This is a genomic window from Thermobacillus xylanilyticus (assembly GCF_907165215.1).
Lineage (GTDB): Bacteria > Bacillota > Bacilli > Paenibacillales > Paenibacillaceae > Thermobacillus > Thermobacillus xylanilyticus.
Genome location: NZ_CAJRAY010000017.1, coordinates 47,235 through 61,480 on the forward strand (window position 1 = coordinate 47,235; position 14,246 = coordinate 61,480).

Consider the following 14,246-nt stretch of genomic DNA (forward strand, 5'->3'; position numbering starts at 1 on the left):
TCGGGCGGTCCCGTTTTGCTTGGGGGCATGAGCTGCGGCGGACCCGACACCATGGCGCTCCGGACGCCATGCCGCGCAGCAGCGGCATCCTGCACCCGGCATTCTCTCAATCTCTTACGCTGCCGCCTTGAAATATGGTAGAATCAGGAGCAGCAATAACACTCGCAACATGTACCAACAGCAGCGCAAGGGAGCGGTAGCTTGTGTTGGGCGGAGACGTGCTGATCCTGACGCCGGGGGACGTCGGCAGAATCCGGAGTTATGTGCGAACGAAATATGCTTCGCTGCCCGGCGAGCGGCATGCGGAGATCGTCGCGGACGCCGTGCGGCGCGCCATCGAACGGCAGTTGCCGGCTTTCGAGGGCCCGCTGCGGCGCCGGGTGACGGACGCGCTCATCCGCCATGTCGTGCTTGCCGGCCGGCGGCCGGTCGCGGCCGCGGACGTGCTCGAGCAGATCATGCGGCTTGATTGGCGCGAACCGGATCATTTGCGCGCGCTGCAAGCCTGGGCGGCCGAACGGCTCGGCCCGGCAATCACGGCAGAGACGCTCGAATCGGCCCTCGCCGGCGCCGACAACGGCTTGCAGGCCTGGGACGCCCTGCGGACGGCGGCAGCGGAGCACACGGAAGACGCGGCCTGCCGGGCCTCCGATGCCGGCCGCTGGTCTCCGGCTTCCGCGGCGGCTGCGGAACATTCGTCCGGGGCCGTCGTCGTGCCGTTCCCGAAGCAGCCGGACCACGCCTCCGGACAGCCGGACCAGCCGGCGCGACCCATGCGCTGGCATTATGCGGCGCTCGCGGCGCTGCTCGCCGTCGGCATGTCGGCATACGGTATTACGGCCGCTTCGAAAAAGAACGGAATGTCGGCATTTCCTCCGCCGATGCCCGAATCCGTGTCCTACGACTATACGCTGACGCCGAGCCCAAGCCGGGTCGAGGGCAACGAGCTGCCGGTACGGTTTCGCTACAAGGAGATCGATGCGGACAAGCTGCGGGAGTACCTCGCCACGCGCCATTCGCTGCTGCGGCATGAACCTTATTTTTCGACGATCATGGATACGGCGTATGAATTCGACATCCATCCGCTGCTCCTGTTCGCGATTACCGGCCAGGAACAGGGATTCGTGCCCGAGGATCACCCGCAAGCCGAACTGATCGCCAACAATCCGTTCAACGTGTATCACAGCTGGCAGGAATTCAATACGACGACCGCCCATTCGGCGGAAGTCGCCGCCCGCACAATCATCCGGCTCAGCCGGGAGCGGCCGGCGGGCGTCGATCCGGTCGAATGGATCAACCGGGAATACGCCGAAGATCCGCTCTGGCATCGCGGCGTGAACGCCCTGTTCAGCACCATGGAACGATACATATCAGGCGGCGGGGAAGGAGCGGTTACAAGCGGGTGAAGACACTCGTCATCGCGGAGAAACCGGACATGGGCCGGACGATCGCCCGCGTCATCGAACCGGGCGCCGCCCGGCGGCAAGGCTATCTGGAAGGCGAACGCTACATCATTACCTGGGCGATCGGCCATCTGGTCAGCCTCGCCGAACCCGAAAGCTACGACGCCAAATACAAGAAGTGGCGGGACGAAGATTTGCCGATTCTGCCCGCGGCATTCAAGCTGCAACCGAACCCGAAGACGAAAGATCAGCTCAAGGTCATCGCGGAGCTGGCGAAACGGTGCGACCGCATCGTGAACGCCTGCGACGCGGGCCGGGAAGGGCAGCTCATTTTCCATTTGATCCGGGAATATTTGAAGCTGCATCATCCCGTCGACCGGCTCTGGATATCCGACCTGACGCCGGAGACGATCCGCCGCGGCTTCGCCGAGCTGCGAAGCGACCGCGAGTTCGACGCGCTGACGCGGGCGGCGCGGGCGCGCAGCCAGGCGGACTGGCTGATCGGGATGAACGCCTCGCGGGCGTTTACAATCCGTCACCGCACGCTGCTGTCCGCCGGACGCGTTCAGACGCCCGTGCTCGCCCTGCTCTATGAGCGGCACAAGGAGATCGAAGCGTTCCGGCCGGAAGTCTACTACACCGTTCACGGGCGGTTTCTCTCCGGAAATACGGCCTATCGCGGCATCCGGACGGGCGAGCGGCTGACGAGCCGCGAGGCGGCGGAGGCGATCGCCGCGAAGGCCGCGGGCCGGACCGGCCGGATCGCCGAATATGACGTAAGCGAGCAGAAGGAATATCCATACCGGCTTTATGACCTGACGCTGCTGCAGCGGGAGGCGAACGCGAAGTACGGTTTTTCCGCCAAGAAAACGCTCGACCTCGCCCAATCGCTGTACGAACGGCACCAGGTCATCACTTACCCGCGCACCAGTTCCCGCTATGTCACGGAGGAAAACATTCCGTACATGCACAAGGCGCTTGCCATGCTGCGGGAGCTCGAACCGTACACCCGGGTTGCCGCCGGAGCCGACATGCGGCTTGTCCACCGCGGCAACAAGGCGGTCTGCAATCCGGCGAAGGTGGAAGATCACCACGCGATACTTCCGACGCCGAAAAAGCCGGGCAGCCTGACGCCCGACGAGCGCAAGCTTTACGATATGATCGTGCGCCGGTTCCTGTCCCATTATTACCCGCCGGCCGTTTACCGGGTGCATGAGATCGTGACGGAAGCGGCGGACGAGACGTTCAAGACGACGGTCAAGGAACAGCTTGACGCCGGCTGGAAAGCGGTGCTCGAGACGGATGACGGCGGGAACGGCAAGAAGGGAAGACACGGCAGCCGGGAAGGAGAAGACGACGAAGACGGAACGCAGCTTGTCACCGGCGGCTTCACGCTGAATCCCGATGCGCCGGTCCGGTGCGAAGCCGTCGACATCGCGGAGAAAACGACCAAGCCGCCCAAGCCGTACACCGAAGGCACGCTGCTGAAGGCGATGGAGTCGGCGGGCCGGATGATCGAGGACGAAGACCTGCGCGAGGCAATGAAGGAAACCGGGCTCGGCACACCCGCGACCCGCGCCGCGACGATCGAACGGCTGAAGCAGGTCGGGTATGCCGCGCTGAGAGGCCGGGCAATCGAGATTACGCCGAAGGGCGTCGCCGCGGTCGAGCTGATCCGCGGGGCGGGTGTCGAGCTGCTCACGTCGCCGGAGATGACGGGACGCTGGGAGCAGCGGCTGCATCAGATTTCGCGCGGCGAAGCGTCCGACGAGCCGTTCATGGACAATGTGCGGCGGTTCGCGGTGAAGATCGTCGAGCTCGTCCGCATGCAGCGCCCGGTGCCGCCGGGCACATTCGCCGAACCGGAACGCGGCGGCCGGTCCGGCAAGAAGGGAAGAGCGAGGCGGACACAAGCGGCGGCCCAACCCGCGGGTTCCGCTGCCGCCCGCGGCAAGGCGCGTCAGCCTGCTGCCATCGCCCCCTGTCCGCGCCCGGGCTGCGGCGGCACGCTCATCGAGGGCAAGCGGGGATACGGCTGCTCCCGCTACCGCGAGGGCTGCCGGTTCGTCATCTGGAAGCAGTCCGCCGGCAAGCGGATCAGCGCCGCGATGGCGGCGTCGCTGGCGACATCCGGCAGGACGAGGCCGCTTGTGCTGACGCTCCCGGACGGCACGAAGGCGAAAGGCCGGCTGCGACTGGTCGACCCGGCGACCGGCGAAATCGCACCGGAACCCGAATAAACCACAACAAGGGCTTGACGCGCCATACGGCAGCGCCAAGCCCTTCCTTGTCAGCGGACCATCCGCGAGCGGACGTAACCGGCGATGGCCTCGGGTACATCTTTGAGCTGTTTCAGGCGGATGAACGCGCCTTTCGGCTCGACGTCGACACGGGCGATATTGTACTGCCACTCCGTCTCCGCCTGCACATGGATGGCGTGAATGCCGGCCTTCAGCGCGGGGATGACATCGGTGCGCAGCGAATTGCCGATCATCCAGGTGCGGCCGCGGTCGAAACCGCACGATGCGGCAATCTGCTCCAGCGCGTCGGCGTTCTTGTGCCGGCGGATATGGATGCGCGAACCGAAATAGCGCTGCAGATTGAACTTGTCGATCTTCCGGCGCTGAATCTCCGGATCGCCGCCGGTATACAGATGAAGCTCATGGCCTTCTTCCTTCAGCCGGTCCAGCGTTTCCTCCATGTGCGGATACGGTTCCGTCTCCAGCTCGTAGACGCTCCGGCCGAGCCGCCGCACCGTCTCCTCGTCGTCGCGCGACGGTTTCACGCCGAACTGCGCGGCGAAATGCCGGTACGTCTCGACGAACGAGCGGGGAAAATGCTCGCTGTCGAAGCCGACGATCTGGACGCCGGCAATGTCGATCTCGGCCTGCACGCGGCGCACTTCGGCGGGGTCGAGACCTTCCCGCCTGAACCGGTCGGCCATCCAGTCCGCGAACTGGTCGATGACCATGAAGAAATAGCGATTGCAATGAACAAGCGTATCGTCAAGGTCGAACAGGATCGTCTGTCTCATATGGCCTCCGGCTGCTGACAGTTTTCCATGCCTTATCCTGCAAGCTGCGGTCTCCCTCAATCTAACGGATCGGAACCCGCCAGTCAAATCGGCGGGTCCCGGCAAGGATCCGGTTACGCATACAAGGCACGCTTCCGGGCGAGGTCGTTCTTGATGAAGGCGATGCGCTTCCTGACGTAGAAATCCAGGCTGTCTCCCTTCAGATCCTTGGGCGAGAGGACGGTATCCGAGGTGTTGTCAATGATGGTCAGGGCGCCGTCCGAATAGAACTTGAACGTCAGGTCCCGCCAGGGGCGATGGCGTTCGATAAACCGGTAATGCTCGCAGCTTCTCATGATCGACACCTCCGGATCACCTGGAATACATAAGGAGAACATTTGTTCTTGTTCCCATTATAGCAAACATTTGTTCGCGTGGAAAGTATTTCTCGATTCCCTTAGACTATTTTTTGAGCAAGCTGGGACGTTGGAGGGGCGACATGATCGAAGCGAGAAAATTGACCAAACGGCTTGTCGACGGCAAAACGGTGCTTGCGGACGTCGATTTTACGGCGGAGCGCGGGCAGTTCACCGCGGTGGCCGGGGCGAGCGGCAGCGGCAAGTCGATGCTGCTGAAGTGTCTCGCGCTGCGCGAGAATTGGACGAGCGGCCGGCTGCTGCTGGACGGCGAAGACGTGTTCAAGGGCGGATGGAAGGCGAAAATGCGCGTGAAACGGGAGATCGCCTATCTGGAAGAAAAGCCCGATCTCAATCCGAACCGCACCGCGCTGAAGAACGCGCTCGTCGGCACGCGGTATCAGACGCCGCTCTGGCGCAGAATGATCGGCTCGGTCCGCAACGATGACTATATGGGTGTCATGGATGTGCTCGAACAGGTCGGCCTGCTCGACAAGGCGCACATGAAAGCGTCCGCGCTCAGCGGCGGCGAACGCCAGCGCGTCGCCATCACCCGGGCGCTCGTGCACGGCGCGCGCGCACTTCTGCTCGACGAGCCGGTCACCGGCCTCGATCCGCATTCCGCGGAGCGGATTCTGACGGATCTGAAGGCGATGTGCGAACGCGGCATTGCCATAGTCGCGGTGCTGTCCAATCTCGAATGGGCGGAGAAATTCGCCGACCGCATCGTCGGCTTGAGCGAAGGGCGCGTCGTCTTCGATGTCGCCGGCCGGCGGCTGACCGGCCGCGAACGGTCGATGCTGTAACAGGGCACATGCCGGAAACGGGGATGACGGGTCGGATATGACGCGGCGGGCGCCTGCATAGAATGTACCATTCCATTCAAGGCAGGTGCATTGGCGCATGGCATTCCGTTTGCCCCTCATCGTGCAGGCCGTCCGTCTGACGCGGCCGAAGACCGAAATCTGGTCGCCGTTCATCAGCGGCCTTCCGAATCTGGAGGCGCAGAGCCGCATCCGCCAGTCGCTGCAGGAGGCGGAGCGTTCGCTGGAAGCGCAGCAGGGACCGCTCGACGATCCGCGCGCCGAGATGCTCGGCTGGTTCGAAGTGAAGACGAACGAGCGGGGCGTGTTCAGCATATCGCTGTACAATTACGCCTACACCGGCGGCGCGCACGGCCGGACGCTGCAGACGTCGCGAACGTATGATACCGATACGGGGCGCGTCCACAAGCTCGGCGATCTGTTCAAGCCCGGCAGCCCGTATCTCGAGCGGCTGACGGAGATGGTCCGGGAGCAGGTCCGGCGGCGGGACATCCCCGTGTACGAGAACACGCAGGTGACCGTCACCCCGGACACGGACTTCTACATTGCCGACCGCGCGCTCGTGCTGTACTTCCAGCAATACGAGATTACGCCTTACGTGTTCGGCTTCCCGTATTTCCCGATATCGGTCTTCGATCTGTCGGACATCGTGCGCGAGGACAGCCCGCTCGGGGTCATGAACGTCAATGATTGAACGCATTTCCCGGGCAAGCGCAGGAAGATGCATGAAGATTCGCATTTCGACAGCGGCATCCGCATCGCCGCTGTCGATTTTTTATATCCATGCGCCGGATGCGCAGTGATGAATTTCATTGTCCGCGCCGCCGCAATGCCGGTATAATGACAAAAAATAGAATGAATGAAGGGTGAGGGCGTGAAAGAGACGAATTCCGGCGAAGGCGCGCTGCTGTCGGTCAACGTCGGCATGCCGGCCGAACTCAGGCATGGTTCGAAAACGGTCGAGAGCGGCATCCTGAAAGTTCCGGCGGAAGGTCCCGTGCGGGCGCTGCGGAATGGACTGCCGGGCGACGGGCAGGCCGACAAAGTGAATCACGGCGGTCCTGACCGGGCCGCATGTGTATACACCTACGATCACCGCTCCTATTGGGAAAATCTGTGGGGGAAGCCGTGCGGCTTCGGCGCGTTCGGCGAAAATTTCTCCATCAGCGGATACCGCGAGACCGACGTCCATATCGGCGACATCTTCCGCATCGGCACCGCCCTGTTCCAGGTGACGCAGCCGCGCATGCCCTGTTTCAAGCTGGGGATGCGCCACGGCAGGCCTCTGCTGCCGGACGAAGTGCTGAAGTCGGGCTTCACCGGGTGGTATTTCCGCGTCCTCGAAGAAGGGGCGGTTGCGGCAGGCGACCGGATTACGCGGATCGAAAAACGGACGGACAGCCCGACCGTTGCAGAAGCGGCGCATACCGCGGCCTACCGCAAGCGCGACAGGGACGCCATCCGGCGCGTGCTCGAAGCGGACGGGCTGTCGGCGGACTGGCGGGACATGATGGCCGGCAGACTTGCCAAACTCGAAGCGGGAGAGTGAATGGAAGATGAATGAGGCGGCGAAAGGCCGCGTGCTGATCACCGGCGCGGCCGGCGGAATCGGCAGCCGGCTGGCCGAAGCATACGCGAAGGCGGGGCATCCCGTCGTCATGACCGATGTGAACACCAGCAGGGGAGAGGAGATCGCAAGCCGGATTCGCGGCGTCACGGGGGAGGCGGATGTCGTTTTTATCCCTGCCGATCTGGCTGTACCAAAACAGATTGAAGAGCTGTTTCAATCCATGGATGAACAGTCGCTGCACGCGGACATTGTCATCAACAACGCCGGGTTCGGCATCACCAAAAGCCCGTACGAGCTGACCTGGGAAGAATGGGACAGCGTGCTGAGCGTCAACCTCCGGGCCGCTTTCCTGTGCGCCAGGGAAGCCGCCATGCGGATGCGGCGCGCCGGCAAGGGCGGCTCGATCGTCAACATCGCCTCGACGCGCGCGTTCATGTCGGAGCCGCATACGGAAGCCTATGCCGCGTCGAAGGGCGGGATCGTCGCGCTGACCCACGCGCTGGCGGCGTCGCTCGGTCCGGACGGCATCCGCGTCAACTGCATCAGCCCGGGCTGGATCGAGACGGGCGATTACGGCGCCCTGCGCGGCATCGACCACGCGCAGCATCCGGCGGGGCGCGTCGGCAGGCCCGACGACATCGTCCGGGCGTGCTTCTATCTGACCGATCCGGCGAACGACTTCGTCACCGGCATCAACCTGACCGTCGACGGCGGCATGACGAAGAAAATGATCTACGAGCCCTGATTTATGTGAAAACACACAATTTTCTGCCTCCTCTTTCAGAGTTCGGCATATGCTGTTATACTAGAAGCAAATCGCTGCGATAGTCGCCGCATCGACAGGAGAAGGAGCACACGGAAGACCAATCGAATCGAGAAGGAAGTGGGGACATGGCTGTATTGCCGAAGACGAACGGGCTTGGTTTCTTTGAGATTCGCCTGGAATCCATCGGCGGACTCGGCGCCAATCTCGCCGGCAAGATGCTGGCCGAAGCAGGCGTCGTTGGAAGCGGATTCAACGGTGTCAGTTTCTCATCCTACGGCTCGGAGAAGAAAGGTTCGCCGGTCAAGGCGCATATCCGTTTCTGCGCGCCCGATGTCCATATCCGGGACACGACTCCGATCGAGCGGCCGCATATCGTCGGCATTTTCCATGAGAACCTGTACAAGACGGTCAACGTCATCAGCGGCATCTACGAAGACAGCATCGTGCTGGTCAACTCGGCCAAGTCGCCCGAACAGCTCAAAGACAAACTGAAGCTGCTCGGCGGCACGATCGCGGTCGTCGACGCGACGGGCATCGCGCTCGAAGAGAAGAACCGCGTCAACATGGCGATGCTGGGCGGACTGTTCAGACTGTGCGATTTCCTCGATCCCGAATTCATGAAAGGCGTCATTCGCAAGTCGCTCGAGAAAAAGTATCCGCAAGCCGTTGAACCGGCGATCCGGACGTTCGAGCGCGGCTACAACGAAGTGAAATTCCAGACGTTCAGTCTGGCCGAAGGCGTCGAAATGCCGAAGCCGACCCGCTGGGACATTCCGATCCTCGGGTATGAAACGCAGCCGATCGGCGGAACGGTCACGAATCCGGGCAACAGCATCCTGAAGGATCTCAGCATTTCCCGCGCGGGCATGATGCCGCATTTCCATGAGGACAAATGCATCCACTGCGCGGCCTGCGACACGGCCTGCCCCGACTTCTGCTTCGTCTGGGAAGAGAAGCCCGACAAGAAAGGCCGTCCGCAGATGTTCCTGCAGGGCATTGACTATCAGTACTGCAAGGGCTGCCTGAAATGCGTCGTCGCCTGCCCGACCGAAGCGCTTACGGCCGAGCGGGAGACGGACGGCTACGGCGAGGAACACCGCGTGCCGCACCGCTTCGCGCTCGCGAACGGGTAAGGCTCCGCCGACAATTCATCTGCGAGGTGAAAGAGCATGGCGATCGAGATCAGCAAGGAACGCCCGGCCGGCACGGTCGAGCAGCGGATGGTCTATGAATCCGGCAACGAGATGGCGGCTTACGCCGCGCATCAGATCAACTACCATGTCATGGGGTATTTCCCGATTTCGCCGTCCACCGAGGTTGCGCAATTCCTCGACCTCATGAAGGCGAACGGCCAGCATGACATCAAGCTGATTCCGGCGGACGGCGAGCACGGCTCGGCCGGCATCTGCTACGGCGCTTCCGTCGCCGGCGGGCGCGTGTTCAACGTGACCAGCGCGAACGGCTTCCTGTACATGCTGGAGCAGCTGCCGGTGCAATCCGGCACGCGCTTCCCGATGGTGATGAACCTGGTCTGCCGTTCGGTGTCGGGACCGCTCAACATCCACGGCGACCATTCCGACCTGTACTACGCGCTCAATACGGGATGGCCGATTCTGCTCGCGCGCGATCCGCAGGCCGTCTACGACATGAACATCATGGCGATCAAGCTGGCCGAGCATCCGGATGTCCGGCTGCCCGTCATCGTCGCGTCGGACGGCTACTTCACGTCGCACCAGAAGCGGCGCGTGCAGACGTTCGCGCACCGCGAAGACGTGCTCAAGTTCATCGGCGAGCAGCCGCCGGAAGGGTTCCCGCACGTGCTCGACCGGAACAATCCGATCACGGTCGGCCCGTACATGAACGAACCGGACTTCATCAACAACCGTTATCAGCAATCGGAAGCGATGTACCGCGCGGCGGACGTCTTTGAAGAGATCCGCAAAGAGTACGCCGTGCTCACCGGCCGCGATTATCCGAAGCTCGATCTGTACCGGATGGAAGACGCGGAGGTCGCCGTCTTCCTGCTGAACTCGGCGTCGGAGATCATCAAGGACGTCGTGGACCAGCTCCGGGCGAAGGGCGTCAAGGCGGGCGCGATCACGCCGAACATCATCCGCCCGTTCCCGCAGAAGGAAATCGCCGAAGCGCTGAAGAACGTCAAGGCGGTTACGGTCGGCGACCGCGCCGATTCGTACGGCGCCTACGGCGGCAACATGACGCTCGAAGTGAAGGCGGCGCTGTTCTCGCACGGCAACTCGACGACGAAGGTGATCAGCCGGGTCTACGGCCTAGGCGGCAAGGACTTCTACGCCGAAGACGGCCATCATTTCTTCGAGCTTGCGATCGACGCGGCGGAGAAGGGCTATGTCGAGAAGCCGTTCGACTATTACGGCCATACGCCGGGCGACCCGGCCAAGGCGCCGAAGCGGGTTCTCGAGCCGATGAAGTACGAGGACCTGAAGACCGGCCTCATCACGGTGGAGAAGGACGAGGAAACGGGCAAACTGAAAGTGAAGGTTCCGCCGCTCCGCAATCTGACGAAGAAACCGAAGCGGCTTGCGCCGGGACACGGCGCCTGCCCGGGCTGCGGCATCTTCTCCGGCCTCGAGCTGTTCTTCAAGGGCATCGAGGGCGACATCGTCGCGCTCTTCCAGACCGGCTGCGCGATGGTCGTTACGACCGGTTATCCGTACTCGTCCCACAAGGCGACGTATATCCACAACCTGTTCCAGAACGGTGCCGCGACGCTGTCCGGCGTCGTCGAGATGTTCTGGGAGCGCAAGCGGCGCGGCGAGCTTGACCATCTCGGCCTGAAGGACGACTTCACGTTCGTCATGATCACGGGCGACGGCGGCATGGACATCGGCATGGGTCCGGCGATCGGCGCGGCGCTCCGCAATCATAAGATGATCATCCTTGAATACGACAACGAAGGCTACATGAATACGGGCGCGCAGCTGTCGTACTCGACGCCGCTCGGCCACCGGACGTCGACCTCGAACGTCGGCAAGCATCAGGGCGGCAAGCTGTTCCACCACAAGGACACGCCGCAGATCATGGCGGCCACGAACATTCCGTATGTATTTACGGGAGCGGAAAGCCAGCCGCTGGACCTGGTCCGCAAAGCGGCGAAGGCGCAATATTACGCGCAGAACGAAGGCCTCGTCTACGGGAAGATTCTGATCACCTGTCCGCTGAACTGGCTCTCGGAAGAGAAGATCGGCCAGGAGCTCATCGACGACGCGGTCAACAGCTGCTTCTTCCCGCTTTACGAGGTCGAGCACGGGGTGACGAACATCACGTACAACCCCGAGGAGAAGGGCAAGCGGATTCCGGTGTCCGACTGGCTGAAACGGATGGGCAAGACGCGCCACCTGGCGCGTCCGGAATACGCCGAAGCGCTGAAGTCGTTCGAGGACGAAGTCGAGCGGCGCTGGCAGCGTCTGAAAGCGAAGCACGAGAATCCGTACCTGTAATCCGGAGGCCTGAAGCAACAATAGGCTACGGCGCACCTTCCGTCAGGGGGGCTGCGCCGTTTGTTTGAAATTGTCCGGCTTCCGGCCAAGCTGAAATTCAGGACGTGACACAAGGAGGATTTGTGGGATGCCGATGACGAAGGCGGCCGGATCGTTCGCCCGGTTCAGGGAACTGGCGCCGGATCAGGAAGCGGTGTTCGGCGATGAACTGCGGAAAGGCGGATTTGCCGCGGTGCGCGTTTTTCTGGAAGATTTCCGCACATTCTTGCGGCAATACGACGAGCCGCAGCAGGAAGAAGCCGAGCGGCTGATCAGGCGCGGGCGCGACGTGCTGCCCGAGCCGGGACGGATCAGCCCTTCGTGGGCCCGCATCTGGGAAGAGTTCGCATCCATCGCCGCATACAAACGCGACGTCTTTCGCCGCATCCCTCCGGACAATCGGGAAGGCGAATGGCAGGTGCTGCTCGACAACCCGTATACGAACGGACAGATCGTGGTCTATCCGGCGCTTGCGTTTCTGGAAGCGGCCTATATGTACGCCTATTTCCGCACCGGATTGGAACCGAACGAAGTGATCCGGATGCAGCGGATTCATACCTTCCTGCACGATACCGGCCGCTCGCCGGAACCCGGAGCCGAAGAAAGGCGGGACGGCTGATTTGACGGACTATATTCGGCGGAAGATGGAATCGCTGGCCGCCATACAGCCGGTGCGGACGGCGCGGGACGACTACGAGGCGTTCTGGTCGTCGATGATGGACATCCGCGCGGAACTCGGCGGCAAGGGGGCAAGAACCGAGGCCGATCCGGAGCTTCCCGGCGTCCGGGCGTACCGGGTCAAGCTGGACGGGTGGGGCGGCACGCCGGTCCGCGCCTGGTTCCTGCTGCCGCCGCCGCCCGCCAGCGCGCCGTATCCTTGCCTTGTCATCGCGCACGGCTACACCGGTTCGAAGGGTGATCCGGAGCAGTATGCCGCCTGGCTGCTGCGCGGCTACGCCGTCATGGCGTTTGATGTGCGCGGACAGGGCGGCGAGACGGGCAACCGGGCGGGCACCGACTACGGCGCGGTGAAAGGCTGGATCACCCAGGGCATCCTGGACAAGGACACCTGCTATTACAAGGCGATCGTGCTGGATACGCTGCAGGCCGTCGATTGGGCGGCCGCCCAGCCCGAAGTCGATCCCGGCCGGATCGCGATGATGGGGGTCAGCCAGGGCGGCGGGCTGACGCTGCTTGCCGCGGCGTTCCATCCGCGCATTGCGGCCGCGGTGGCCGACATTCCGAACATGTGCCAGATGGATTTCGGCATTTTCAATTCGACGGGCTCGCTCTCGGAGGCGGCCGAGTTCGTGAACCGGCATCCGGAGCATCTCGAACGGGTGCTCGCCACGCTCAGCTATTTCGACGCCGTCAACTGTGCGGACCGCATCCGCTATCCGATCCTCGTCTCCGCCGGGCTGAAGGACATGGTGTGCTGGCCGGAGACGATCTACGCCGCTTACAACGGCATTGCGTCGGAACAGAAGACGATCGTGCCGTTCCCGTTCGCGGGACACTTCACGGCTGCGGGACACGGACGGACCGTCTACGCTTTCCTGAAGCGGCATGTGCCGGCGCTCACCTGACGATGGAACGGCCGCCGCGCGGATCAGCGGGGGACGCCTGCAATCCGCCCGGTCGCCAGCAGATGCGCGGCGATCTTGCGCCCGTGGAAGCGGCCGGATTCGATGAAAATCTCGTTCGCTTCGTTGCGGGAAGCGACGACGCCGGCAAGATAGAGGCCCGGCACATTCGTCTCCATCGTCTCGTCGTCGTAGCGCGGCCAGCCTTCCGGCTCGATGACGACGCCGGCTTCGGACAGGAAGCGGCGGTCGGGGTGGAAGCCGGTCATCGCCAGCACGAAGTCGTTCGGCAGCGTCACGATCCCGTCCGGCGTCTCGATGTCGATCGTTTCTTCCGCGATCGCGGCGACTTTCGAACGGAGCATGAGCTTGACGGCGCCTTTGTCAACCTTGGCCATGAAGACCGGCAGCACCCACGGCTTCACGCCGCGCGCGAGCGTCTCGCCGCGGTGAACGACGGTGACGCGCGCGCCGACCCGTTCGAGCTCGAGCGCGGCATCCACCGCGGAATTGGCGCCGCCGACGATGACGACGTCCGTATTCGTGTACGGATGGGCTTCGGTGAAGAAATGCGTCACTTTCGGCAAATCTTCGCCGGGAACGTCCAGCAGGTTCGGATGATCGAAGTATCCGGTCGCCACGATGACGATATCCGCCTCGTAGCGGACCGGGCGCGTCGCCCGGCGGCGCGCCTCGAGCGCAAAACCGCCTTCGGGCTTCGCGGACAGCCGTTCGACGGTCGTGAACGTATGGATGCGGACGCCTCTGCGAAGCGCAACCGTGCGATAATAATGCAGCGCCTCAAGCCGCGTCGGCTTCGGTCCGGCCGTCGTGAACGGAATGTCATCGATCTCCAGATTCTCCGGCGAGCTGAAAAACTCGAGGTAGACCGGGTACCGCGAGATCGAATGGACGACGTTCTGTTTCTCGATGACGAGCGGATTCAGCCCGATCTTCTTGAGTTCGACAGCGGCAGCGAGACCGCACGGTCCGGCGCCGATGATGATGATGTTTTCCCTGTGAATTTCCTGTGCTTGCATGATGACGAAAACCTCCCGTGCCGCATGCCGCGGCGCTGATAGTCTCATTGTAATGCGCAAGGCGGCGGGGATCAACGAATCGACCTATGTACAAATGAGCGAATCGTGTATAATAG

13 protein-coding genes are annotated in these 14,246 nt (G+C 62.9%); 10 read left to right on the top strand and 3 right to left on the bottom strand.

Going from position 1 to position 14,246, the window contains the following annotated elements; translation table 11 throughout:
* Positions 1 to 203 precede the first annotated feature (203 nt).
* A complete protein-coding gene (locus KJQ12_RS02970) occupies positions 204 to 1,406 on the top strand; it encodes a hypothetical protein (protein ID WP_213483422.1) in 1,203 nt (400 codons plus the stop codon).
* Positions 1,403 to 3,643 carry a type IA DNA topoisomerase gene (locus KJQ12_RS02975; protein WP_213483423.1) on the top strand — a complete coding sequence of 747 codons (2,241 nt, stop codon included), beginning with the start codon at positions 1,403 to 1,405 and terminating at the stop codon, positions 3,641 to 3,643. The genes KJQ12_RS02970 and KJQ12_RS02975 overlap by 4 nt, the downstream gene beginning before the upstream one ends.
* A 50-nt stretch (positions 3,644 to 3,693) precedes the next feature.
* On the opposite strand, the gene KJQ12_RS02980 is transcribed toward KJQ12_RS02975, so the two are convergent.
* A complete protein-coding gene (locus tag KJQ12_RS02980) occupies positions 3,694 to 4,437 on the bottom strand; it encodes an HAD family hydrolase (RefSeq protein ID WP_213483424.1) in 744 nt (247 codons plus the stop codon).
* Between the two features lie 113 nt (positions 4,438 to 4,550).
* A complete protein-coding gene (locus KJQ12_RS02985; protein ID WP_213483425.1) occupies positions 4,551 to 4,772 on the bottom strand; it encodes a hypothetical protein in 222 nt (73 codons plus the stop codon).
* A 143-nt stretch (positions 4,773 to 4,915) separates the two neighbouring features.
* On the opposite strand from KJQ12_RS02985, the gene KJQ12_RS02990 reads away from it, so the two are divergent.
* The 8 genes from KJQ12_RS02990 (at position 4,916) to KJQ12_RS03025 (ending at position 13,093) form a co-directional block, all read left to right on the top strand.
* Positions 4,916 to 5,638 (top strand): phosphonate ABC transporter ATP-binding protein, encoded by a 723-nt coding sequence (locus KJQ12_RS02990; protein ID WP_015254590.1) that lies wholly within the window; start codon positions 4,916 to 4,918, stop codon positions 5,636 to 5,638.
* A 97-nt stretch (positions 5,639 to 5,735) separates the two neighbouring features.
* Positions 5,736 to 6,350, top strand: a complete 615-nt coding sequence (locus KJQ12_RS02995) for a DUF3298 and DUF4163 domain-containing protein (protein ID WP_015254589.1) — start codon at positions 5,736 to 5,738, stop codon at positions 6,348 to 6,350.
* Positions 6,351 to 6,530: 180 nt separating this feature from the next.
* Positions 6,531 to 7,205 (top strand): MOSC domain-containing protein, encoded by a 675-nt coding sequence (locus KJQ12_RS03000; RefSeq protein WP_015254588.1) that lies wholly within the window; start codon positions 6,531 to 6,533, stop codon positions 7,203 to 7,205.
* A 7-nt stretch (positions 7,206 to 7,212) separates the two neighbouring features.
* Positions 7,213 to 7,971: an SDR family NAD(P)-dependent oxidoreductase gene (locus KJQ12_RS03005; RefSeq protein ID WP_213483426.1), complete on the top strand. Its 759-nt coding sequence runs from the start codon at positions 7,213 to 7,215 to the stop codon at positions 7,969 to 7,971.
* A gap of 146 nt (positions 7,972 to 8,117) precedes the next feature.
* Positions 8,118 to 9,125, top strand: coding sequence for a 2-oxoacid:acceptor oxidoreductase family protein (locus KJQ12_RS03010; RefSeq protein ID WP_213483427.1), 1,008 nt, complete (start codon positions 8,118 to 8,120; stop codon positions 9,123 to 9,125).
* A gap of 36 nt (positions 9,126 to 9,161) precedes the next feature.
* Positions 9,162 to 11,468: a thiamine pyrophosphate-dependent enzyme gene (locus KJQ12_RS03015; protein WP_015254585.1), complete on the top strand. Its 2,307-nt coding sequence runs from the start codon at positions 9,162 to 9,164 to the stop codon at positions 11,466 to 11,468.
* A 127-nt stretch (positions 11,469 to 11,595) separates the two neighbouring features.
* Complete coding sequence (locus KJQ12_RS03020; RefSeq protein WP_015254584.1) at positions 11,596 to 12,126, top strand: hypothetical protein; 531 nt, start codon at positions 11,596 to 11,598, stop codon at positions 12,124 to 12,126.
* Position 12,127: 1 nt separating this feature from the next.
* On the top strand, positions 12,128 to 13,093 hold the full coding sequence (locus KJQ12_RS03025; RefSeq protein WP_213483428.1) for an acetylxylan esterase: 966 nt from the start codon (positions 12,128 to 12,130) through the stop codon (positions 13,091 to 13,093).
* Between the two features lie 23 nt (positions 13,094 to 13,116).
* Here the strand turns inward: KJQ12_RS03025 and KJQ12_RS03030 are convergent, their stop codons facing one another.
* Positions 13,117 to 14,130, bottom strand: coding sequence for a YpdA family putative bacillithiol disulfide reductase (locus tag KJQ12_RS03030; RefSeq protein WP_213483429.1), 1,014 nt, complete (start codon positions 14,128 to 14,130; stop codon positions 13,117 to 13,119).
* Positions 14,131 to 14,246 lie beyond the last annotated feature (116 nt).

Bases quoted from the DNA above. Each gene is read 5' to 3' on its own strand.
- KJQ12_RS02980 (WP_213483424.1), bottom strand. From the start codon at position 4,437: ATGAGACAGACGATCCTGTTCGACCTTGACGATACGCTTGTTCATTGC.
- KJQ12_RS02985 (WP_213483425.1), bottom strand. From the start codon at position 4,772: ATGAGAAGCTGCGAGCATTACCGGTTTATCGAACGCCATCGCCCCTGG.
- KJQ12_RS02990 (WP_015254590.1), top strand. From the start codon at position 4,916: ATGATCGAAGCGAGAAAATTGACCAAACGGCTTGTCGACGGCAAAACG.
- KJQ12_RS02995 (WP_015254589.1), top strand. From the start codon at position 5,736: ATGGCATTCCGTTTGCCCCTCATCGTGCAGGCCGTCCGTCTGACGCGG.
- KJQ12_RS03005 (WP_213483426.1), top strand. From the start codon at position 7,213: ATGAATGAGGCGGCGAAAGGCCGCGTGCTGATCACCGGCGCGGCCGGC.
- KJQ12_RS03010 (WP_213483427.1), top strand. From the start codon at position 8,118: ATGGCTGTATTGCCGAAGACGAACGGGCTTGGTTTCTTTGAGATTCGC.
- KJQ12_RS03015 (WP_015254585.1), top strand. From the start codon at position 9,162: ATGGCGATCGAGATCAGCAAGGAACGCCCGGCCGGCACGGTCGAGCAG.
- KJQ12_RS03020 (WP_015254584.1), top strand. From the start codon at position 11,596: ATGCCGATGACGAAGGCGGCCGGATCGTTCGCCCGGTTCAGGGAACTG.
- KJQ12_RS03030 (WP_213483429.1), bottom strand. From the start codon at position 14,130: ATGCAAGCACAGGAAATTCACAGGGAAAACATCATCATCATCGGCGCC.